The sequence below is a fragment of the Pseudomonas sp. UBA7530 genome (assembly GCF_002479365.1).
Taxonomy (GTDB): domain Bacteria; phylum Pseudomonadota; class Gammaproteobacteria; order Pseudomonadales; family Pseudomonadaceae; genus Aquipseudomonas.
This window is the reverse complement of the sequence record NZ_DLMS01000011.1, coordinates 1-14,086: the sequence shown is the minus strand read 5'-3', so window position 1 is coordinate 14,086 and position 14,086 is coordinate 1. Positions and strand designations below refer to the sequence as shown.

Here is a 14,086-nt window from a genome sequence, read left to right as displayed (position 1 = left end):
AGGCTGAGGTCAAATGACCGCTGCCCTCTGCCTATCCTGTCTTCCAAAACAGCAAACGAGCTGCTCTATCAAGTCAGCGCGCCGGTATCAGTATGTTAGTGGGGGAACACACGATCAGCTGTCGGGCACCTCGAGTCATGGCCACGTACAGATGCTGGGCTGTCATCTCCCGGGGGTCCAGAATCACCGCCACGTCGGCCTCAAGCCCCTTGAGCAGGAGCGTGCTGCCCACGCGCCGGCGAGACTGAGTTCGACCCGTATGACGCTGTCTTTCGCGGATCTGCAGCGCGGCGGCATACAGGCCTGCTGGGCTGCCTTGAGCCGTTTGCAGCGCGGCTTGGCAGGCGTGCAGAAGTTCCGGTCGGTAGACACGTGTCTGGGCGTCACGGCTGAGGGTAATCAGGAACCGCTGTGCCTCGAGCATGCTAGGAGAATTAGCGAAGGCCACCGCAGCAGCCTCGATGGGCGTCGGCGGTACTTGTGGTCTGCCGAAACGCAGAACGCGTACGCGATCTAGCAGCTGTGCGGCACCCACCCCCGTCATGACACTTGCGGCGAATCCAACAAGCACGGCTAGTGGGTCGGCGGCCGTTGGGTCGAAGGTTCTGGCGAATTGGATGAGCTCAGGGAGATCTACGCGTTCAACAACGGTGGTCCCAGGCGTTTGACTGGCGAAGTTGTTGCGGCTTGCGGGTCGTCTGGAGTCCCCTATGACGAGCACGCTCTGCTGGCCCCCGTTACCGCTGACCATTGCCGCCTGACGACGCTGGGCATCCGTCGTTGCTGGCTGCAACGGAACCCATTGCACCTCGGGAGGCGCCGTTTGCAAGTCCACTGATTGCCCGGCCTGGAGTTGTGCACGAACATCTAGCAGCCACTGCCCCAGGGCAGGCGTACCGGCGCGCCGCCAGCGCCAAGGTGTCTGGAGCACGCCAACCGATGGGAAGTGCGCCTCCACATCGGTTTGCCAATTCACCAAGGGGCCCGCGAAGCCAAAGATGGCCTGCATAGGATCACCCAGCACACAGGTGGGAAGCACTTGAGCCGCCCACGCGATCATATTGTGCTGCGGGAGGTTGCAGTCCTGATACTCGTCGACCAGCAGTCGAGAGTAGCTTGCTCGAAGGGACTGCGTGATGTGACCGGCCTGTAGGAGGCGTGCTGCGGCTGCGCGAATGGCGGGGTAATCCTGGGCGGGATTGGCCAGGTCGAGGACTGCAGCTGGCAACCCGCTTCGCTGCGGGAACTTGGCCACCAGGCGCATCGCGAAGCCGTCGATCGTCGCCACACGATAGGCGGAGCTGAGAACTGAGGCTTGGGCCAAGCGCGCCCGCAGTGCAGCAACGCCGGCATTGGTGTGGGTGAGCACCAGTATGGGTTGGCGCCCTCTGTGAGCGCCCAAGGCCTCCGCAATTTGCTGAGTTTTGCCGCATCCCGCCGGAGCAGTGACCGACCCGCGGTTCACGACGAGGAGGTCAATCTCAGGCGGCATGGGTCCATCCCCACAGTTCATTTAGCAGAGCGTAGAAACCTGGATCGCTTTGCTGAGCGCTTGGACCAACGATTTGGCGCCCAACGTGCTGGAAGGCTGTGACACTTTTGAACCAACCATTCTTGGTGCGAGCAGCTTGGCCCAGGATCTCTCGGGTCGGTGGCGCGTACGGAACACCTTGAGCGCGAAACTCTCGAATTGCCTCCAGCGTGAGCTTACCGTTGGACTTAGAGCGCACATGCTCCGCGACTGTCTCGGTTCCCTTCTCTTCTTCAGCGAAGGTGAGTAGAGCATCGATCGCCTGGTCTGGAAGACTGAGGAAAAGCTCGTCCTCTAGAGCTCGGCCAGGACGCCAAGTCAGCACACTGATCCCTTCTGCAACGACTTCTGCCAACAGCGCTGGTGTGTGCGGCTTATCGGCATCAATGAACACCATTACGCGGTAGCCCAGGCGTCGCAGGACTAGGCCACGTTGTAAGCACAGGTCAGGCGTGCTGCCACCGGCGTTGACGTAGGAGCCCCCCAGAGCAAAAAAAGAGCGGTGGTTGAGGTCGGTCCAGTATTGATCCAACCCCCTGACCAGCCCAATCTCGCTAGGGCCTTCACAGACCAGCAAGGACTTGGCCAGAAACGCCTCGGGATCCGCACGCAAGGTGCCTTGCACGTGATTCTCCTGTCCTGGAGTGCGTACCTCGTGTAAATCCGGCTGTCTGCGAACGATGAAAAGCTGGTTGCTGCTGAGTTCTCGCAGGGCTACCGGCGAGTGGGTCGTTAAGAAAACTTGTAGAGGCGCCACGACTTCCTTGGCGCCTAGCGAGTCCAGCAGCCGCTTGAGGCGATGTGGCTCCAGGCCGTATTCCACCTCATCGACCAGCGCGATAGACGACGCTTGCGCGGCCGCTCGCTGCAGACCGGCCGAGAGTAGCCGTGCTGAGCCAGTCCCCAAGGCATGCAGCGGGACACCTGCCTGGTCATGCAGTGCGATAGCGCCGTCACTGATTGAGACCGCATGGGCATCGAGCAGCGCCTGAGCCTGTCCGATAGTGACTCCCAAGCTGGCCGAAGTCTGCGTCACCGTTTGGAGGGTTTTCGCGAGCTGCCCGCTCGCCTGGTCGCCAAACCCATTGCGGGCATCTCTGGCAGCGCGCGCTAGCTCGGCTCCCAGGTCGGGGCGTTCCTCTGTTAGGCGGTTTAGCACAGAGCTTCGATTCCAGGACAGATGCGTACTGGCGTAGTGGCCAAGACGTGCCGGTGCCAATAGCGCGCGGTGCTTCCAGGCCAGTCCGCGCTCTAGCCCTTGAGCGACAGCCCTTTCGGAGAAGAGCGACCAGACTGGCTCCAGATCGGCCTCCACCTGTAGTTGCACGCTTAAGACTGTTTCAATATCGGCACGCGGCTCATCTTCTACGAGCCCAGTGTTCGCATCGAACCCGCGTAGAAACTCGCCGTAGGTATCGAGGTTCAACAGGTCATCGGGCAAGGCCCCAACGGTGACTGTGATCTGGATGGGCTGGGCAACGTTCAGCAGATGAAAGTCGGTGTCGGTGAAGCGGGCACTGCGCCTAGCGCCAAGGCAGAGGTCGATGGCTTCAAGGATGCTGGATTTTCCGCTGTCGCCGGGGCCGATCAGGCAGTTGATGCCATCGGAAGGAATCCACTCCATGGCTTTGATGGCTCGGAAGTTCTGGATCTTCAAGTGCCTGACTCGAACCATGGTCGCCCCCTCATCGTCATCCTTGTATGGCTTGAGTATCTAGTGCTCCGTGCAAAACATCCACCCACTGGACGGCCTGTTTGAGGATTGTTCTGGTTGAAGGCAGGCCTCGTCGGTAGCGGTAGCAATAAAACTTCAGGCTCGGAGTCGTTGCCGCAAACGCTTTACATACGAGCTGCTGAGAAGGTCATCATCTTCGAGGCCCAGCGCGCAACTTGCGAGATAGGCGAGGCTGTTGTCTGAGGGGCGGAAGCTATCAGGGATCCAGCCGTTCACCGCCTGTCGATGCTCATCAATCGCCACGAACCATGCCTTGAAGAAATCAGACAGTGAAGACCGCGCCGCGACGGTTGCTGCCTCGGTTAGCGGGTCAGAGGCTTCAATCTCAGCCTCGCATGCATCATCCGCGATGGCATCAACACAAGCATCCAGTGACGGCCAATACTTGAGGTCGTAACGTGCTTGCAACGTCTCCAGCTCATCTTCCAAATACAGTGTGAAGTGACCGTTATGTTGGCCTGCTTCCTTGATCAGGTCACCAATGTGGTAGCTGGTGTTGCTACGAAAACCAGACTTGTTGTGCAGCTCCTCGCGACGTCTGAGCAGGATGGCTAGACCTTCGGCCATTTCAGCAATTTGCTCATTGATCCTGACAAGCTCATCGCGCTCCGTCCGTGCTTTTACGATTCGTTCCGGTCCCCAGAATGCAACCGAATCAAGGAGGGCGCCGAAGAAGCTATCTAACGCCCTAGGATGCATATGCAGCTTCTTGTAGAGGTCGGTGTATGCAGAGCGCAGCTCTAGCTCACGTAGGAGCAGCCGCTCGATGACGATGTTATGGCTGGGTAGGATGCTTCGCTCCAGGTTGTACTGCTTCCTGGCGAGAAGAATGTCATTGCAGGCCTTGGCTGGTAGGTTCACTTCGGTAGTGTTCATTTGAAACTCCATCTTCTGAGGTTGCACTTAGGCTACCGAAGCCATTCAGCCCAAGCGGTACCTGGAGATTAGAAAGTCATACAGTCTTCAGGTACCTAGCGATCAGGGGTATCGAACAAAGGGTTCCTGCGATTTACGTGGTCACCACTAAGGGGCAGGTGAGCCACATCCTTATACTGAACGCCAGCCTCCGACCATGGTGAATGCATGACGATAGATCAGCCCCTCCTTAAAGGCCAAAAGGTGAGAATCGGCCTTTAAAGGTCTTCGGTACGGGGAACGCTAAGTCGCCATGCTTGCTAGTACCAAGCCCGAGTTCTACAAGAGATTCGGCCAGTTTTACAGCTGCCGCTACGCCATCGATCACAGGTATACCGACGGCCTCGGTGAGAGCCTCCTTGAGGCCCGCCATACCTGCACAGCCCAGAACGATTGCTCCCGCGCCTTCAAGATCGCGAGCTTCGTGCGCCTGACGAGCCATCGTCTCCATAAGGACTGTGTCTGGGCGCTCGAAAGCCAATACGGGCTGCTCAACACAACGGATCGAGGTGCACCTACTGGCCATACCATAGCGCTCGAGCAGGTGGTGGGCCATGATCCGGGTTCTACCCAGCGTCGTAATAATCGCGAAACGCGTTGAGATCAGGCCTGCAACGCAGAAAGCCGCTTCCGCGATACCCAGCACCGGACCGGTGGCAAGTTCCTGTGCTGCTTGCAAGCCTGGATCCCCGAAGCAGGCGATGACATGTGCATCGCACCCGGCAGCCAGGCCCTTTTTCATTTCTTCCAGCATGCCCAGTGTTGCGATCGACTCGTCGAAGTGACCCTCGATTGAAACCGGGCCATGCTCGGGACAACTGGTAAGTATCTGCGTACTGTCGCGCGCGACAGCTTCGGCGGCGAGGGCGATATTGGCGGTCATGTGCAGACTGGTGTTGGGGTTGATCAACTGAATCTTCATTGGATCATCGCTTCCCAAAAATAGTGTGAAAGTCGATGTCGGGCTGTTCTTCCTCATCGACGTTCAGGCTTGAGCGGATGCTGCTCAAGTGCTGCTCCATCCAGCGACTCGCTTCGTCTGCTCGGCCTGCTTCAAGGAGGGCAACCAACTCGCCATGATCGCCACAATCGCAACCTATGCTGGTACGCGAACCATAGACGGCGATGATCAGCGATGAGCGTGTGGTCAATTGCTGCACCTGTTCGGTCAGTACCATATTTCCGGCCAGCGCAGCCAACTGTACGTGGAACCGGGCTGAAAGTTGGATGGCAAGGCTCTGCTTGTTTTCCCGCTGAGCCCCATGCTCGGCTACCACGATTCGGCGCAGTGTCTGGATGTTTTCGGGGGAAGCTCGCTGAGCCACATCGGCCATCATCGCTGGCTCGATGAGCTGGCGCGCCGCAAATACATCTTGGGCTTCCTTGCTGCTGGGCTGCGCCACATAGGCGCCTCGGTTGGGGCGAATGCTGACGAGGCGCTCCAGGGCGAGGCGATGCAACACTTTGCGGATGCCGGTCCGGCTGACCTTGAACACTTCTCCTAGCGCGTCCTCTGGCAGGCGCGTCCCCGGCTTCAGCCGATGCTCGACGATGGCATCAGTCACCGCTCGATAGATCTCTTCGTCGCGGCTGGGTGCAGCCGCCTCATCCCTGGGCTCGAGCGCGAGCGTGCTTGCAGACATAGGCATTTCTGACTCCGGCGAGTTAGGCAGTATTCACTTCTGTATACACAAATAATGCCAAGCTTCGTTCCCTGAGAATTTGCGCGGCGGACATCGCTGGGAGACCTGTCGCTGCACAAAAGCCGAACAGCAGTGCGCATTGGCGCACTTTTTCCGGGCGCCCGGGCGGTTTCAGAGAAGGTCTTTCGTGCGTCTTGGACAATCGCTGAATTCCTATTGTCAAGCGGCTTTCAGCCTGTTTGTCGCTTCCTTGGCATAGCTTCTGCATACCAACCCGTATACACCCGGCCGCGAGCCGGTATGGCTCGAATTCGTATACAGAGCGAAATGCCCAGGAGGCAAGATGGATAGGTTCAGGTTCGCAAAAGCTTCGCGAGATCGCACATTCGCCGCGTTCAAGAAGGCGACGGTAACCCTGGCCATGACGGCCGCAGTCTGGTTGCCTGGTTACGCCAATGCCAAGGACCCGGCGACGACCCTGGTCATCGCCAGCCCGTCGACGCCGCAGGGGCTGGATAACGAATACGACGTGAGCCTGGGCACCGTCGACGTGCTCGGCGCTCTTTATGACTATCTGGTCGAGTACGAAACCATCCCAGATCCGGAAGTGCCGGGTGTCATGCGTGAGGACACCTCGGTACATGCCGATCGAATCGGCGGGCTGGCGTTGCGGGGCAAGCTGGCAGAGCGTTGGGGAATATCGCCCGACGGCACCAAAGTGACATTCGTTCTCAGGAAGGGTGTTGTCAGCAACTGGGGCAATCCGCTGACGGCCGAGGACGTGAAATGGTCCTGGGATCGCAAGTTCGCGCTGGCCGCTCAGGGCAGCTTCTACACGTCGGTCATCGGCCTGGCGTCCCCAGATGCGGTGACGGTAGAAGGGCCCGACACGGTGTCCTTCGCACTGGATGGCCCAACGCCGCTTGCCCTGAAGATCCACACCATTCTTGGCAACCCCATTTACGACAGCAAGAAGCTGAAGGAAGTGGGTGGAACTGAGGATCCATGGGGCACCGCCTTCCTTAAGAACGACAGCGCCGGTTTCGGGCCATATCGCGTCAAGCAGATCGTCCGTGGCCAACAGGCGGTATTCGAGGCTCGCCCCGATTATTGGGGCAAGCAGCCGTTCATGAAGACGGTTGTCATGCGCGAGATTCCGAACTCGGCCAGCAGGCTTTCACTGTTGCAGGGCGGAGCCGTAGACATCGCCCAGTTCCTGCAGCCCCGCGAATACCTCTCGCTGAAAAACGCAGCCAACGCCACCTACGACGCGATCGATGCGTCCTACATGCTCTGGATGGTACTGAACGCCAATATCCCTCCCTTCAACAAGCCTGAAGTGCGGCAAGCGATCAATTATGCGATCCCGCGGGACCAGATCTTAGAGACGGCGTTTTACGGCCTGGCGTCCAAGCAGACCGCCCCACTGCCGAAGATCTATCCGATGGCCGATACCGGTTTCTTCGATTACGACTTGGACCTGGACAAGGCCAAGGCATTGCTGAAGGAGGCGGGCCTGGAAGATGGATTCAGCACCACGATCGCCTTCGACGCGGGCAACCCGGTGCAGGAGCCCATCGCAATGATCGTGCAGTCCTCGTTGCGCAAGATCGGTATTGAAGTAACGCTCGAAAAGCTGCCGGCCGGGGTGTTCTACGAGAACGTCACCAAGCGGCAAAAGCCGATCATCTTTTATCAGGACGCACCCTGGGCGCCTGACCCCGGATACGCCACCCGCTTGTTCTTCCACAAGGACAGCTTCCCCAACTACAGCAACTACGCCAACGCCGAGGTCAGCAAGCTCATCGATAGTGGCATGCAGACGATGGACGACGAGCAGCGTCGAGCGATCTACCGCCAGGTGCAGAAAACCATCATGGAGGAAGCTCCCTGGGGCTTCGTCGCCTATCCGAAATACGTGCTGGCGCGGAAGAAGAACATCACCGGGTTCACCTACTACACGTCGAACAATCTGCGCTTCCAAGATTTCGCGCGCAAATAAACGGGGGACTTCAGTTATGACCGATCACGGTGACAGCCTTGCTCGCCCGAGTTGGCTGGCCAGGATGGCGGAGGGAAGCCTATTGCTGCTGCGCATTCTGCGCGCCAGGCCGCAGTTCGCCATTGGCTACGCCATTGTATTCTCGATGTGTGCGATCGCATTGCTGGCGCCGTGGATCGCGCCCTATGACCCGGTCGAAGCCAGTCCGGCCGAATTTCTTCAACCACCCAGCGTCAGCCACTGGCTGGGTACCGACGCGGTCGGCATGGATATCTTTTCTAGAGTCATCCATGCCCCGCGTGTCGACCTAACGATCGCTCTGGCAGGCACGCTCATCTCGGCAATCGCCGGCAGCGTGCTGGGCGCCTGGACGGGCTATTTCGCCCAGACCCAGGGCATTCGCTCTGCAGCGAGCTTTGCCACCATGCGAATCGCGGACGTCGTGCAGTCCTTTCCCGTGTTCGTGTTCGCCATTGCGCTGGTGGCCAGCCTCGGCCAAAGCATCCAGACCGTGGTGCTGGCGATTGCCTTTGTCAATACACCGATCTACCTGCGGCTGATGCGCTCGCAGGTGGTCACGCTTCGAGAAATGCGTTTCGTCGAAGCCGCCCGGGTTGCCGGCCTTTCACACGGACGCATCATTCTTCGGCACATCATCCCCAATGCCATCGGCCCGATCCTCGCACAGTTCACTGTGAACATCGGATGGTCGGTATTGCTGACCGCAGGGCTCAGCTTCATCGGCGCCGGCGTGCGGCCACCGACACCAGAGTGGGGCAGCATGATTGCCTCCGGCTTCCAAAACGTGGTGACCGGTCAGTGGTGGCCGTCGGTGATGCCTGGGATCGCACTGGCCCTGACGGTGTGTGGCTTCACCCTGGTCGGCGCCAGCATAGAAACCATGACCAGCCCCGCAAAGATGCGGCGGCTTAGCCGGGATCTGGCTGTAAAAGCGGCCGGCAACCCGCTGCGAGGTGTTGCATGAAAGGGCTCGTCAGATTTCTCGGCCACCGCTTGTTGTTCGTGGTGCCGCAGTTGTTCGGCATCCTGCTGATCGCGTTCCTGCTCGTGAAAAACATTCCTGGCGATCCGGCCGTGCTCATGCTCGGCCCAAACGCAACCGACGCCTCGGTCACGGCGTTGCGCACGCAGCTGGGCCTCGATCAATCCCTGGCGCAGCAGTTCTGGCTGTTCATCGTAAACCTGACCCAGGGCAACCTGGGTACCTCATGGCAGACCACCCGGCCGGTGCTCGACGATCTGATCCAGCGGTTCCCGGCAACGCTCGAGTTAGTCAGCCTCGGCTTGCTTGCCGCCATTCTGATCGGGGTGCCGCTTGGCGTTGCGGCGGCACTTAAGAGTGGCTTTCTGAGCCGGGTAGCGGACATCTACGGACTGATAGTCGGCGGGCTCCCCGACTTCTGGCTGGGGCTGGTAATGATCTTCGTGTTCTACACCCTGCTCCAGTGGGCACCACCGCCGTTCGGGCGGCTCGACATGATCGTGCTGCCGCCACCCACTGTGACCGGATTGCTGACAGTCGATAGCGTGCTCGCGGGCGACTGGGCAGCACTGGGCTCGGCCATACGGCACCTGTTGCTTCCGGTGCTGACGCTGGGGTTGGTGAGCGCCGGGCCAATTCTGAAGATGACCCAGTCGATGGTCGAGCAGATGCTCAGTTCCGATTTTAGCCGCTACGAGGTGATCTCGGGGCTGCCGCGCCGATACGTCACCTGGCACGCATTGCGTAATGCAGCGCCTGCGGTGGTCACCATCATCAGTGTGTTGTACGGCTATCTGCTTGGCGGAGCGGTACTGGTCGAGACGGTATTCAGTTGGGGCGGCGCGGGGCAGTACGCCGTCCAGGGCGTGCTCAATTCGGACATCTTTCCGGTGCTCGGCTTCGTATTGTTCGCCTCGGTGTTTTCACTGATCGTCTACCTACTGGTGGACATCACCAACTTCGTTCTGGACCCGCGGGTAGGTCGCTGATGCAAGAGACATTAAAGGCTGTGGTGAATGCTCCTTCGCACGATGAAACCATGCCGATGCTGTCGGTACGCAATCTCTCGGTCGAATTCCCCGGTATGTCCGGGCGGTCGGTGAAGGCAATACACCAGCTCGACCTGACCATACAGCAGGGCGAGATATTCGGATTGGTCGGCGAATCCGGCGCCGGCAAGACCACGCTGGCCCGTGCGCTGATGAACCTGCCGCCCGAGCCGGGGCGGATCACCGGCGGCGAGGTACGGCTGAACGGCATCGATCTGTTGCAACTCGCCGAAGGCAACCTGCGCTCCATGCGCGGCCGTGACCTGTCGATGATCGTCGCCAACCCGCGCAGCGAGCTCAATCCGCTGCGTCCGGTTGGCGAGCAAATTGCGACCATGGCGCGCGTGCATCTCGGGCTGAGTCGCAGCCAGGCACAGGCGAAGGCGCTGGAAATGCTGCGCGCGGTGCAGATACCCGATCCCGAGCGGCGAATGAAAGCGCTGCCGCACGAGCTCAGCGGCGGCATGGCACAGCGAATCGTCATCGCGATCGCTCTGATCTGTTCGCCTCGCTTCGTGATATCCGACGATGCCACCAGCGGACTGGACGTCACGGTGCAGGCCCAGATCCTTTCTTTGCTGCGCAATCTCAGCGAGGAGCGGCGCAGCGCAATGCTTTTCATCACGCGTGATATCGGCGTGGCGGCGCACTTCTGCGATCGCATCGGGGTGATGTTCGAGGGCCAGATGCTCGAGCAGGCCAGCAAGGAGGACCTGTTCCTGCGTCCGCGCCATCCGTACACCATCATGCTCATGGCGGCGTTCTCGCATAACGAAACACTGCGGCGTCTGTGGTGGAGCGCTGCGGGAGCGGAGGCGGCGCGGCCGGACTCGCAGGGTTGCCGTTACGCGCATCGTTGCCCGCTGGCGCAGCTCCGCTGTTTCAGCACGGTGCCCGAGGCCAGGGAAATCACACCCGGCCATGCCATTCGCTGCCACTTTCCGGTGATCCGATGAACCCGATCCTGCAAGTCAACCAGGTCACTAAGACCTTCCCGATCGCCGGCTCGAAGAAAACCGTCTGCGCGGTAAACAACGTCTCGTTCGACCTGTCTGCCGGCGAGACGCTCGGTCTTGTCGGCGAGAGCGGGTCGGGCAAGAGTACGGTGGGGCGCTGCGTGATGGGCCTGACCGGTATCGACAGCGGCACGATTCTCTTCGAGGGGCAGGATCTGCTCGGGCTTCTGAGCGGGCGCTCGCGGGATCTGCTGGGGCAGGTTCAGATCGTTTTCCAGGAGCCAGGCGAGTCGCTCAACCCACGCATGCGGGTTGCCGCCTGCATCGAGGAGCCGCTGCTCGCTCTTGGCATCGAGAAAGCCGAGCGCAATCGCCGAGTCGCCGCGGCCATCGAGGAGGTTGCCCTGCCTGCCGCCGTAGCCCAGCTGAGCTCGGCGGACCTGAGTGCCGGTCAGCAACAGCGTGTGGCCATTGCCAGGGCCATGGTGACGAACCCCAAGCTGCTGGTACTCGACGAACCGACCTCGGCCCTCGACCCGACTGCGCGCGCAAGCATCATCGAGTTGCTGATGCGCATCCAACGCGAACGTGGCACGGCCTACCTGTTCATATCGCACGACTTGAGCACGGTGCGCTTCATCAGCCATCGCATTGCCGTGATGTACCTGGGGCAGATCGTCGAGCTCGGTACAGCCACCGACATTTTCAGCAGACCCGGCCACCCGTACACCGCCGGTCTGCTGTCGTCGATTCTGTTGCCCAATCCCTCGCTGCGCCTGCCTGCCCGGATCAGCCTCGCCGGAGAGATCCCCAGCCCCATCGACCTTCCCGAGGGATGCTTCCTGGCCTCACGGTGCCCAATGGCGGTTGCCAAGTGCACGCAGGCACCGGTTGCCATGGCGAGTGCCGACCAGGGGCACGAGGTTCGCTGCCTGCGCCATGCGGACCTGCGGCGTAGTCAGGAAGCAAAGGACGTCTACCAGCAATTCCAGTACGAGGCCGAGCGCATTCTTAGTATCGGTGCGCCGGAACGATCGTATTCGAAAACCTCGCCGAAGGCCGGCTCCGGCTCAATGAACAAAATCACTATTGTCTGAGGGAAAACACATGGCGGATATTCCAGGAAGTATTGTCGATGCGGGACACGGAATCAGGTTCAGGACGGGCGTCATCGATGAGGTGCCCGTCCTCGATTTCGCATGCATGTATTCCAGCCGGCAGGAGGATCGGCAGCGGTTCGCCCGAGCATTGCGGGATGCCTGTACGAATGTCGGCTTTTTTTATCTAAAGAACCACGGTGTGCCGAACGCGGTGATGGATCGCGCTGCCGATGCAATGCGAAAGTTCTTTGCGCTCTCGGTAGAAGAGAAGATGCGAATTCATTACCTGACCTCCCCGAACCATCGCGGATACGTTGCGACCGGCAACATCAAGTCCGACCGGGAGCTCAAAGGGGGAGATATGCATGAGGCCATCGAGCTCGCGCACGACCTGCCGGTGACCGATCCAGATCACTTGGCCGGCAACAAGTTCTACGGCCCGAACGTCTGGCCGGAGAGCCCGCCGGATTTTCGCTGGGCACTTGGCACGTATTTCGATACACAGCTCGAATTCGGTCGCATGATGCTCAGAGGCTTTGCTCTCGCCCTGGAACTGCCTGAAACGTTCTTCGATCCGATCTACACCAAGCCGATGTCGCGCCTTCGTGCCTGCTATTACCCTCCCCAGGATCCCGATTGGGACCTAAGCAAGCTGGGCATAGGCGCGCATCGGGATTTCGAGATTTTCACCACCGTCTGGGCCGACCGCCCGGGGTTGCAGGCTCTGGGTACCGAGGGCGACTGGATAGATATTCCCCCGGTTAATGGCACGTTCGTCATCAATATTGGCGACCTGATGCAGCGCTGGACCAACGATCTCTTCCTATCCCGTCCGCATCGCGTCGTAAACTTGGGCCAGAGCGAGCGCTACTCTCTGGCACAGTTCTTCGGGGTCGATTATGCCGCCGAGCTTGACGCCTTTCCGAGCCTCAAGGCTGAGAGAGAAGACGGTAAATATCCCACGGTCTCCTGCGGGGCTCATGTCGAAGAACGTATCGCAAGAACCTATTATGGAGCAGGCTGATCCATGCTCGTAATCCTGCTTGGTTGGGGCACGATCTGAGGGGAGAAACATATCCTTCATTGCATCAGTCCACTCTGCGGAGTGGACGATCAAGGCTCGGATACTTTCTGGCCAGAGCTGCGGGTACGTTGCCATCAGTTGAGCGGCCATCCTTGCGCAAAGTGATGTCGCCGCACTGGTGGCAGTCGCTAAGGCTAAGGGTCTTTCAATCGGAAGGTGGTGGGTCGTCAGTAATGATAATTCGCCAGCCGTAATTGGCCCCATGATCTCGTCTTGGATCAGATTGCCGCCTTCAAAGACAACATCAGGCTTCAAAGGATAGTGTTTTACCCACGTCTTTGACGTGGTGCTAAATGGGCTCAGAGCTCCTTTTACAGCTACCGCACTAAGCCCATTTGGAAGCTCTACCAGATCGGTAAATGCACCTACTGTCAGTGCATTCCAAGACTGCGCAGGGTCACAAATGCCCATAAGCGAATTTTGCTCAGGGTACTTTGCCCAGTCTTCCCGCTCCCTGATATTGCCTGCGGACACCACGAAAAGCCGAGGTGTTGCACCTTGGTTATCAGCGTCAGATGTCAGTCGATCAAGCGTTGCTGACCAAGATGAAGGACGTCCCCTATCGCGGCCATCTAGTGTCGTAACTGCCATACTGAATACGCGTGCCCGGAATGGAGCTGCAATTTCGGGGCGGGCTACAGCCTCAATGGTGTTGAAGCCATATTTTTTCTCATCACCTGCATTTGCACCGTCGCTCGGAAGGAGTTTTACGGACTCAAGACGATGTTCGACAGAAATAGGATTAGCTGACTCTAAAGCTCCAAAGGGCTAGGCCGGCCATATTGGTGCCATGGCCATGCTGATCCTCTACACCCCAGTCAGGCTCAATGGTGTGAAGGTCTGGATCTGCCAAAGCCGGAGCCAACAAAGGGTGGCCATGGTTGACTCCTGTATCCAGGATGCAGATATGGGGAGCATTTTCAGGGGCAGCAAAGGTTGTTCTTTCCAGTAGCTCTTCGGCCCACTGGTATTGTTCAGCAGGGGTACCCGCCGCGTCAGGATAGTTGTCGTGTGAGTTGATTCGATGAGTCTTGGTCGGTGGGCGGAAGTGAGAGCCGTGTGGCGCGT

At 59.4% G+C, this 14,086-nt stretch carries 12 protein-coding genes and 1 pseudogene; 6 read left to right on the top strand and 7 right to left on the bottom strand.

Translation table 11 applies throughout. The features are described 5' to 3' along the window. Window positions 1–73: 73 nt before the first annotated feature. The 5 genes from B2U07_RS14040 to B2U07_RS14020 form a co-directional block, all read right to left on the bottom strand. Window positions 74–1,492 (bottom strand): UvrD-helicase domain-containing protein, encoded by a 1,419-nt coding sequence (locus tag B2U07_RS14040; RefSeq protein ID WP_296277152.1) that lies wholly within the window; start codon window positions 1,490–1,492, stop codon window positions 74–76. Then, complete coding sequence (locus tag B2U07_RS14035) at window positions 1,482–3,206, bottom strand: ATP-dependent nuclease (RefSeq protein WP_296277151.1); 1,725 nt, start codon at window positions 3,204–3,206, stop codon at window positions 1,482–1,484. The genes B2U07_RS14040 and B2U07_RS14035 overlap by 11 nt, the downstream gene beginning before the upstream one ends. Before the next feature lie 135 nt (window positions 3,207–3,341). Next, complete coding sequence (locus tag B2U07_RS14030; protein WP_296277150.1) at window positions 3,342–4,142, bottom strand: hypothetical protein; 801 nt, start codon at window positions 4,140–4,142, stop codon at window positions 3,342–3,344. Between the two features lie 229 nt (window positions 4,143–4,371). Beyond that, entirely contained in the window at window positions 4,372–5,103 is a 732-nt protein-coding gene (locus tag B2U07_RS14025) for an aspartate/glutamate racemase family protein (RefSeq protein ID WP_296277149.1), read from the bottom strand. A gap of 4 nt (window positions 5,104–5,107) precedes the next feature. Beyond that, entirely contained in the window at window positions 5,108–5,830 is a 723-nt protein-coding gene (locus B2U07_RS14020; protein ID WP_419096347.1) for a GntR family transcriptional regulator, read from the bottom strand. Window positions 5,831–6,167: 337 nt separating this feature from the next. Here B2U07_RS14020 and B2U07_RS14015 point away from each other — a divergent pair, with 337 nt between their 5' ends. From B2U07_RS14015 to B2U07_RS13990, 6 genes are read left to right on the top strand one after another with little or no spacing between them, the layout of a single operon-like run. Continuing rightward, the gene (locus tag B2U07_RS14015) at window positions 6,168–7,826 is read left to right on the top strand and encodes an ABC transporter substrate-binding protein (RefSeq protein WP_296277148.1); all 1,659 of its coding nucleotides are present in this window, start codon (window positions 6,168–6,170) and stop codon (window positions 7,824–7,826) included. 16 nt (window positions 7,827–7,842) lie between these two features. Continuing rightward, entirely contained in the window at window positions 7,843–8,811 is a 969-nt protein-coding gene (locus tag B2U07_RS14010; RefSeq protein WP_296277147.1) for an ABC transporter permease, read from the top strand. Next, complete coding sequence (locus tag B2U07_RS14005) at window positions 8,808–9,818, top strand: ABC transporter permease (RefSeq protein WP_296277146.1); 1,011 nt, start codon at window positions 8,808–8,810, stop codon at window positions 9,816–9,818. Before B2U07_RS14010 ends, B2U07_RS14005 begins: the two co-directional genes overlap by 4 nt. Continuing rightward, entirely contained in the window at window positions 9,818–10,834 is a 1,017-nt protein-coding gene (locus B2U07_RS14000; protein ID WP_296277145.1) for an ABC transporter ATP-binding protein, read from the top strand. The genes B2U07_RS14005 and B2U07_RS14000 overlap by 1 nt, the downstream gene beginning before the upstream one ends. Further along, window positions 10,831–11,931 carry an ABC transporter ATP-binding protein gene (locus tag B2U07_RS13995; protein ID WP_296277144.1) on the top strand — a complete coding sequence of 367 codons (1,101 nt, stop codon included), beginning with the start codon at window positions 10,831–10,833 and terminating at the stop codon, window positions 11,929–11,931. The genes B2U07_RS14000 and B2U07_RS13995 overlap by 4 nt, the downstream gene beginning before the upstream one ends. A 10-nt stretch (window positions 11,932–11,941) precedes the next feature. Beyond that, window positions 11,942–12,958 (top strand): isopenicillin N synthase family dioxygenase, encoded by a 1,017-nt coding sequence (locus B2U07_RS13990; protein WP_296277143.1) that lies wholly within the window; start codon window positions 11,942–11,944, stop codon window positions 12,956–12,958. A gap of 96 nt (window positions 12,959–13,054) precedes the next feature. Here B2U07_RS13990 and B2U07_RS13985 read toward each other — a convergent pair. Then, window positions 13,055–13,756, bottom strand: a pseudogene (locus B2U07_RS13985) (S8 family peptidase); the annotation flags it as partial. Between the two features lie 4 nt (window positions 13,757–13,760). Further along, window positions 13,761–14,086: S8 family serine peptidase (locus B2U07_RS13980; RefSeq protein WP_296277142.1), on the bottom strand; the 326-nt coding region annotated here is incomplete at its 5' end.

Bases quoted from the DNA above. Each gene is read 5' to 3' on its own strand.
- B2U07_RS14040 (WP_296277152.1), bottom strand. From the start codon at position 1,492: ATGCCGCCTGAGATTGACCTCCTCGTCGTGAACCGCGGGTCGGTCACT.
- B2U07_RS14035 (WP_296277151.1), bottom strand. From the start codon at position 3,206: ATGGTTCGAGTCAGGCACTTGAAGATCCAGAACTTCCGAGCCATCAAA.
- B2U07_RS14030 (WP_296277150.1), bottom strand. From the start codon at position 4,142: ATGAACACTACCGAAGTGAACCTACCAGCCAAGGCCTGCAATGACATT.
- B2U07_RS14025 (WP_296277149.1), bottom strand. From the start codon at position 5,103: ATGAAGATTCAGTTGATCAACCCCAACACCAGTCTGCACATGACCGCC.
- B2U07_RS14020 (WP_419096347.1), bottom strand. From the start codon at position 5,830: ATGCCTATGTCTGCAAGCACGCTCGCGCTCGAGCCCAGGGATGAGGCG.
- B2U07_RS14015 (WP_296277148.1), top strand. From the start codon at position 6,168: ATGGATAGGTTCAGGTTCGCAAAAGCTTCGCGAGATCGCACATTCGCC.
- B2U07_RS14010 (WP_296277147.1), top strand. From the start codon at position 7,843: ATGACCGATCACGGTGACAGCCTTGCTCGCCCGAGTTGGCTGGCCAGG.
- B2U07_RS14005 (WP_296277146.1), top strand. From the start codon at position 8,808: ATGAAAGGGCTCGTCAGATTTCTCGGCCACCGCTTGTTGTTCGTGGTG.
- B2U07_RS14000 (WP_296277145.1), top strand. From the start codon at position 9,818: ATGCAAGAGACATTAAAGGCTGTGGTGAATGCTCCTTCGCACGATGAA.
- B2U07_RS13995 (WP_296277144.1), top strand. From the start codon at position 10,831: ATGAACCCGATCCTGCAAGTCAACCAGGTCACTAAGACCTTCCCGATC.
- B2U07_RS13990 (WP_296277143.1), top strand. From the start codon at position 11,942: ATGGCGGATATTCCAGGAAGTATTGTCGATGCGGGACACGGAATCAGG.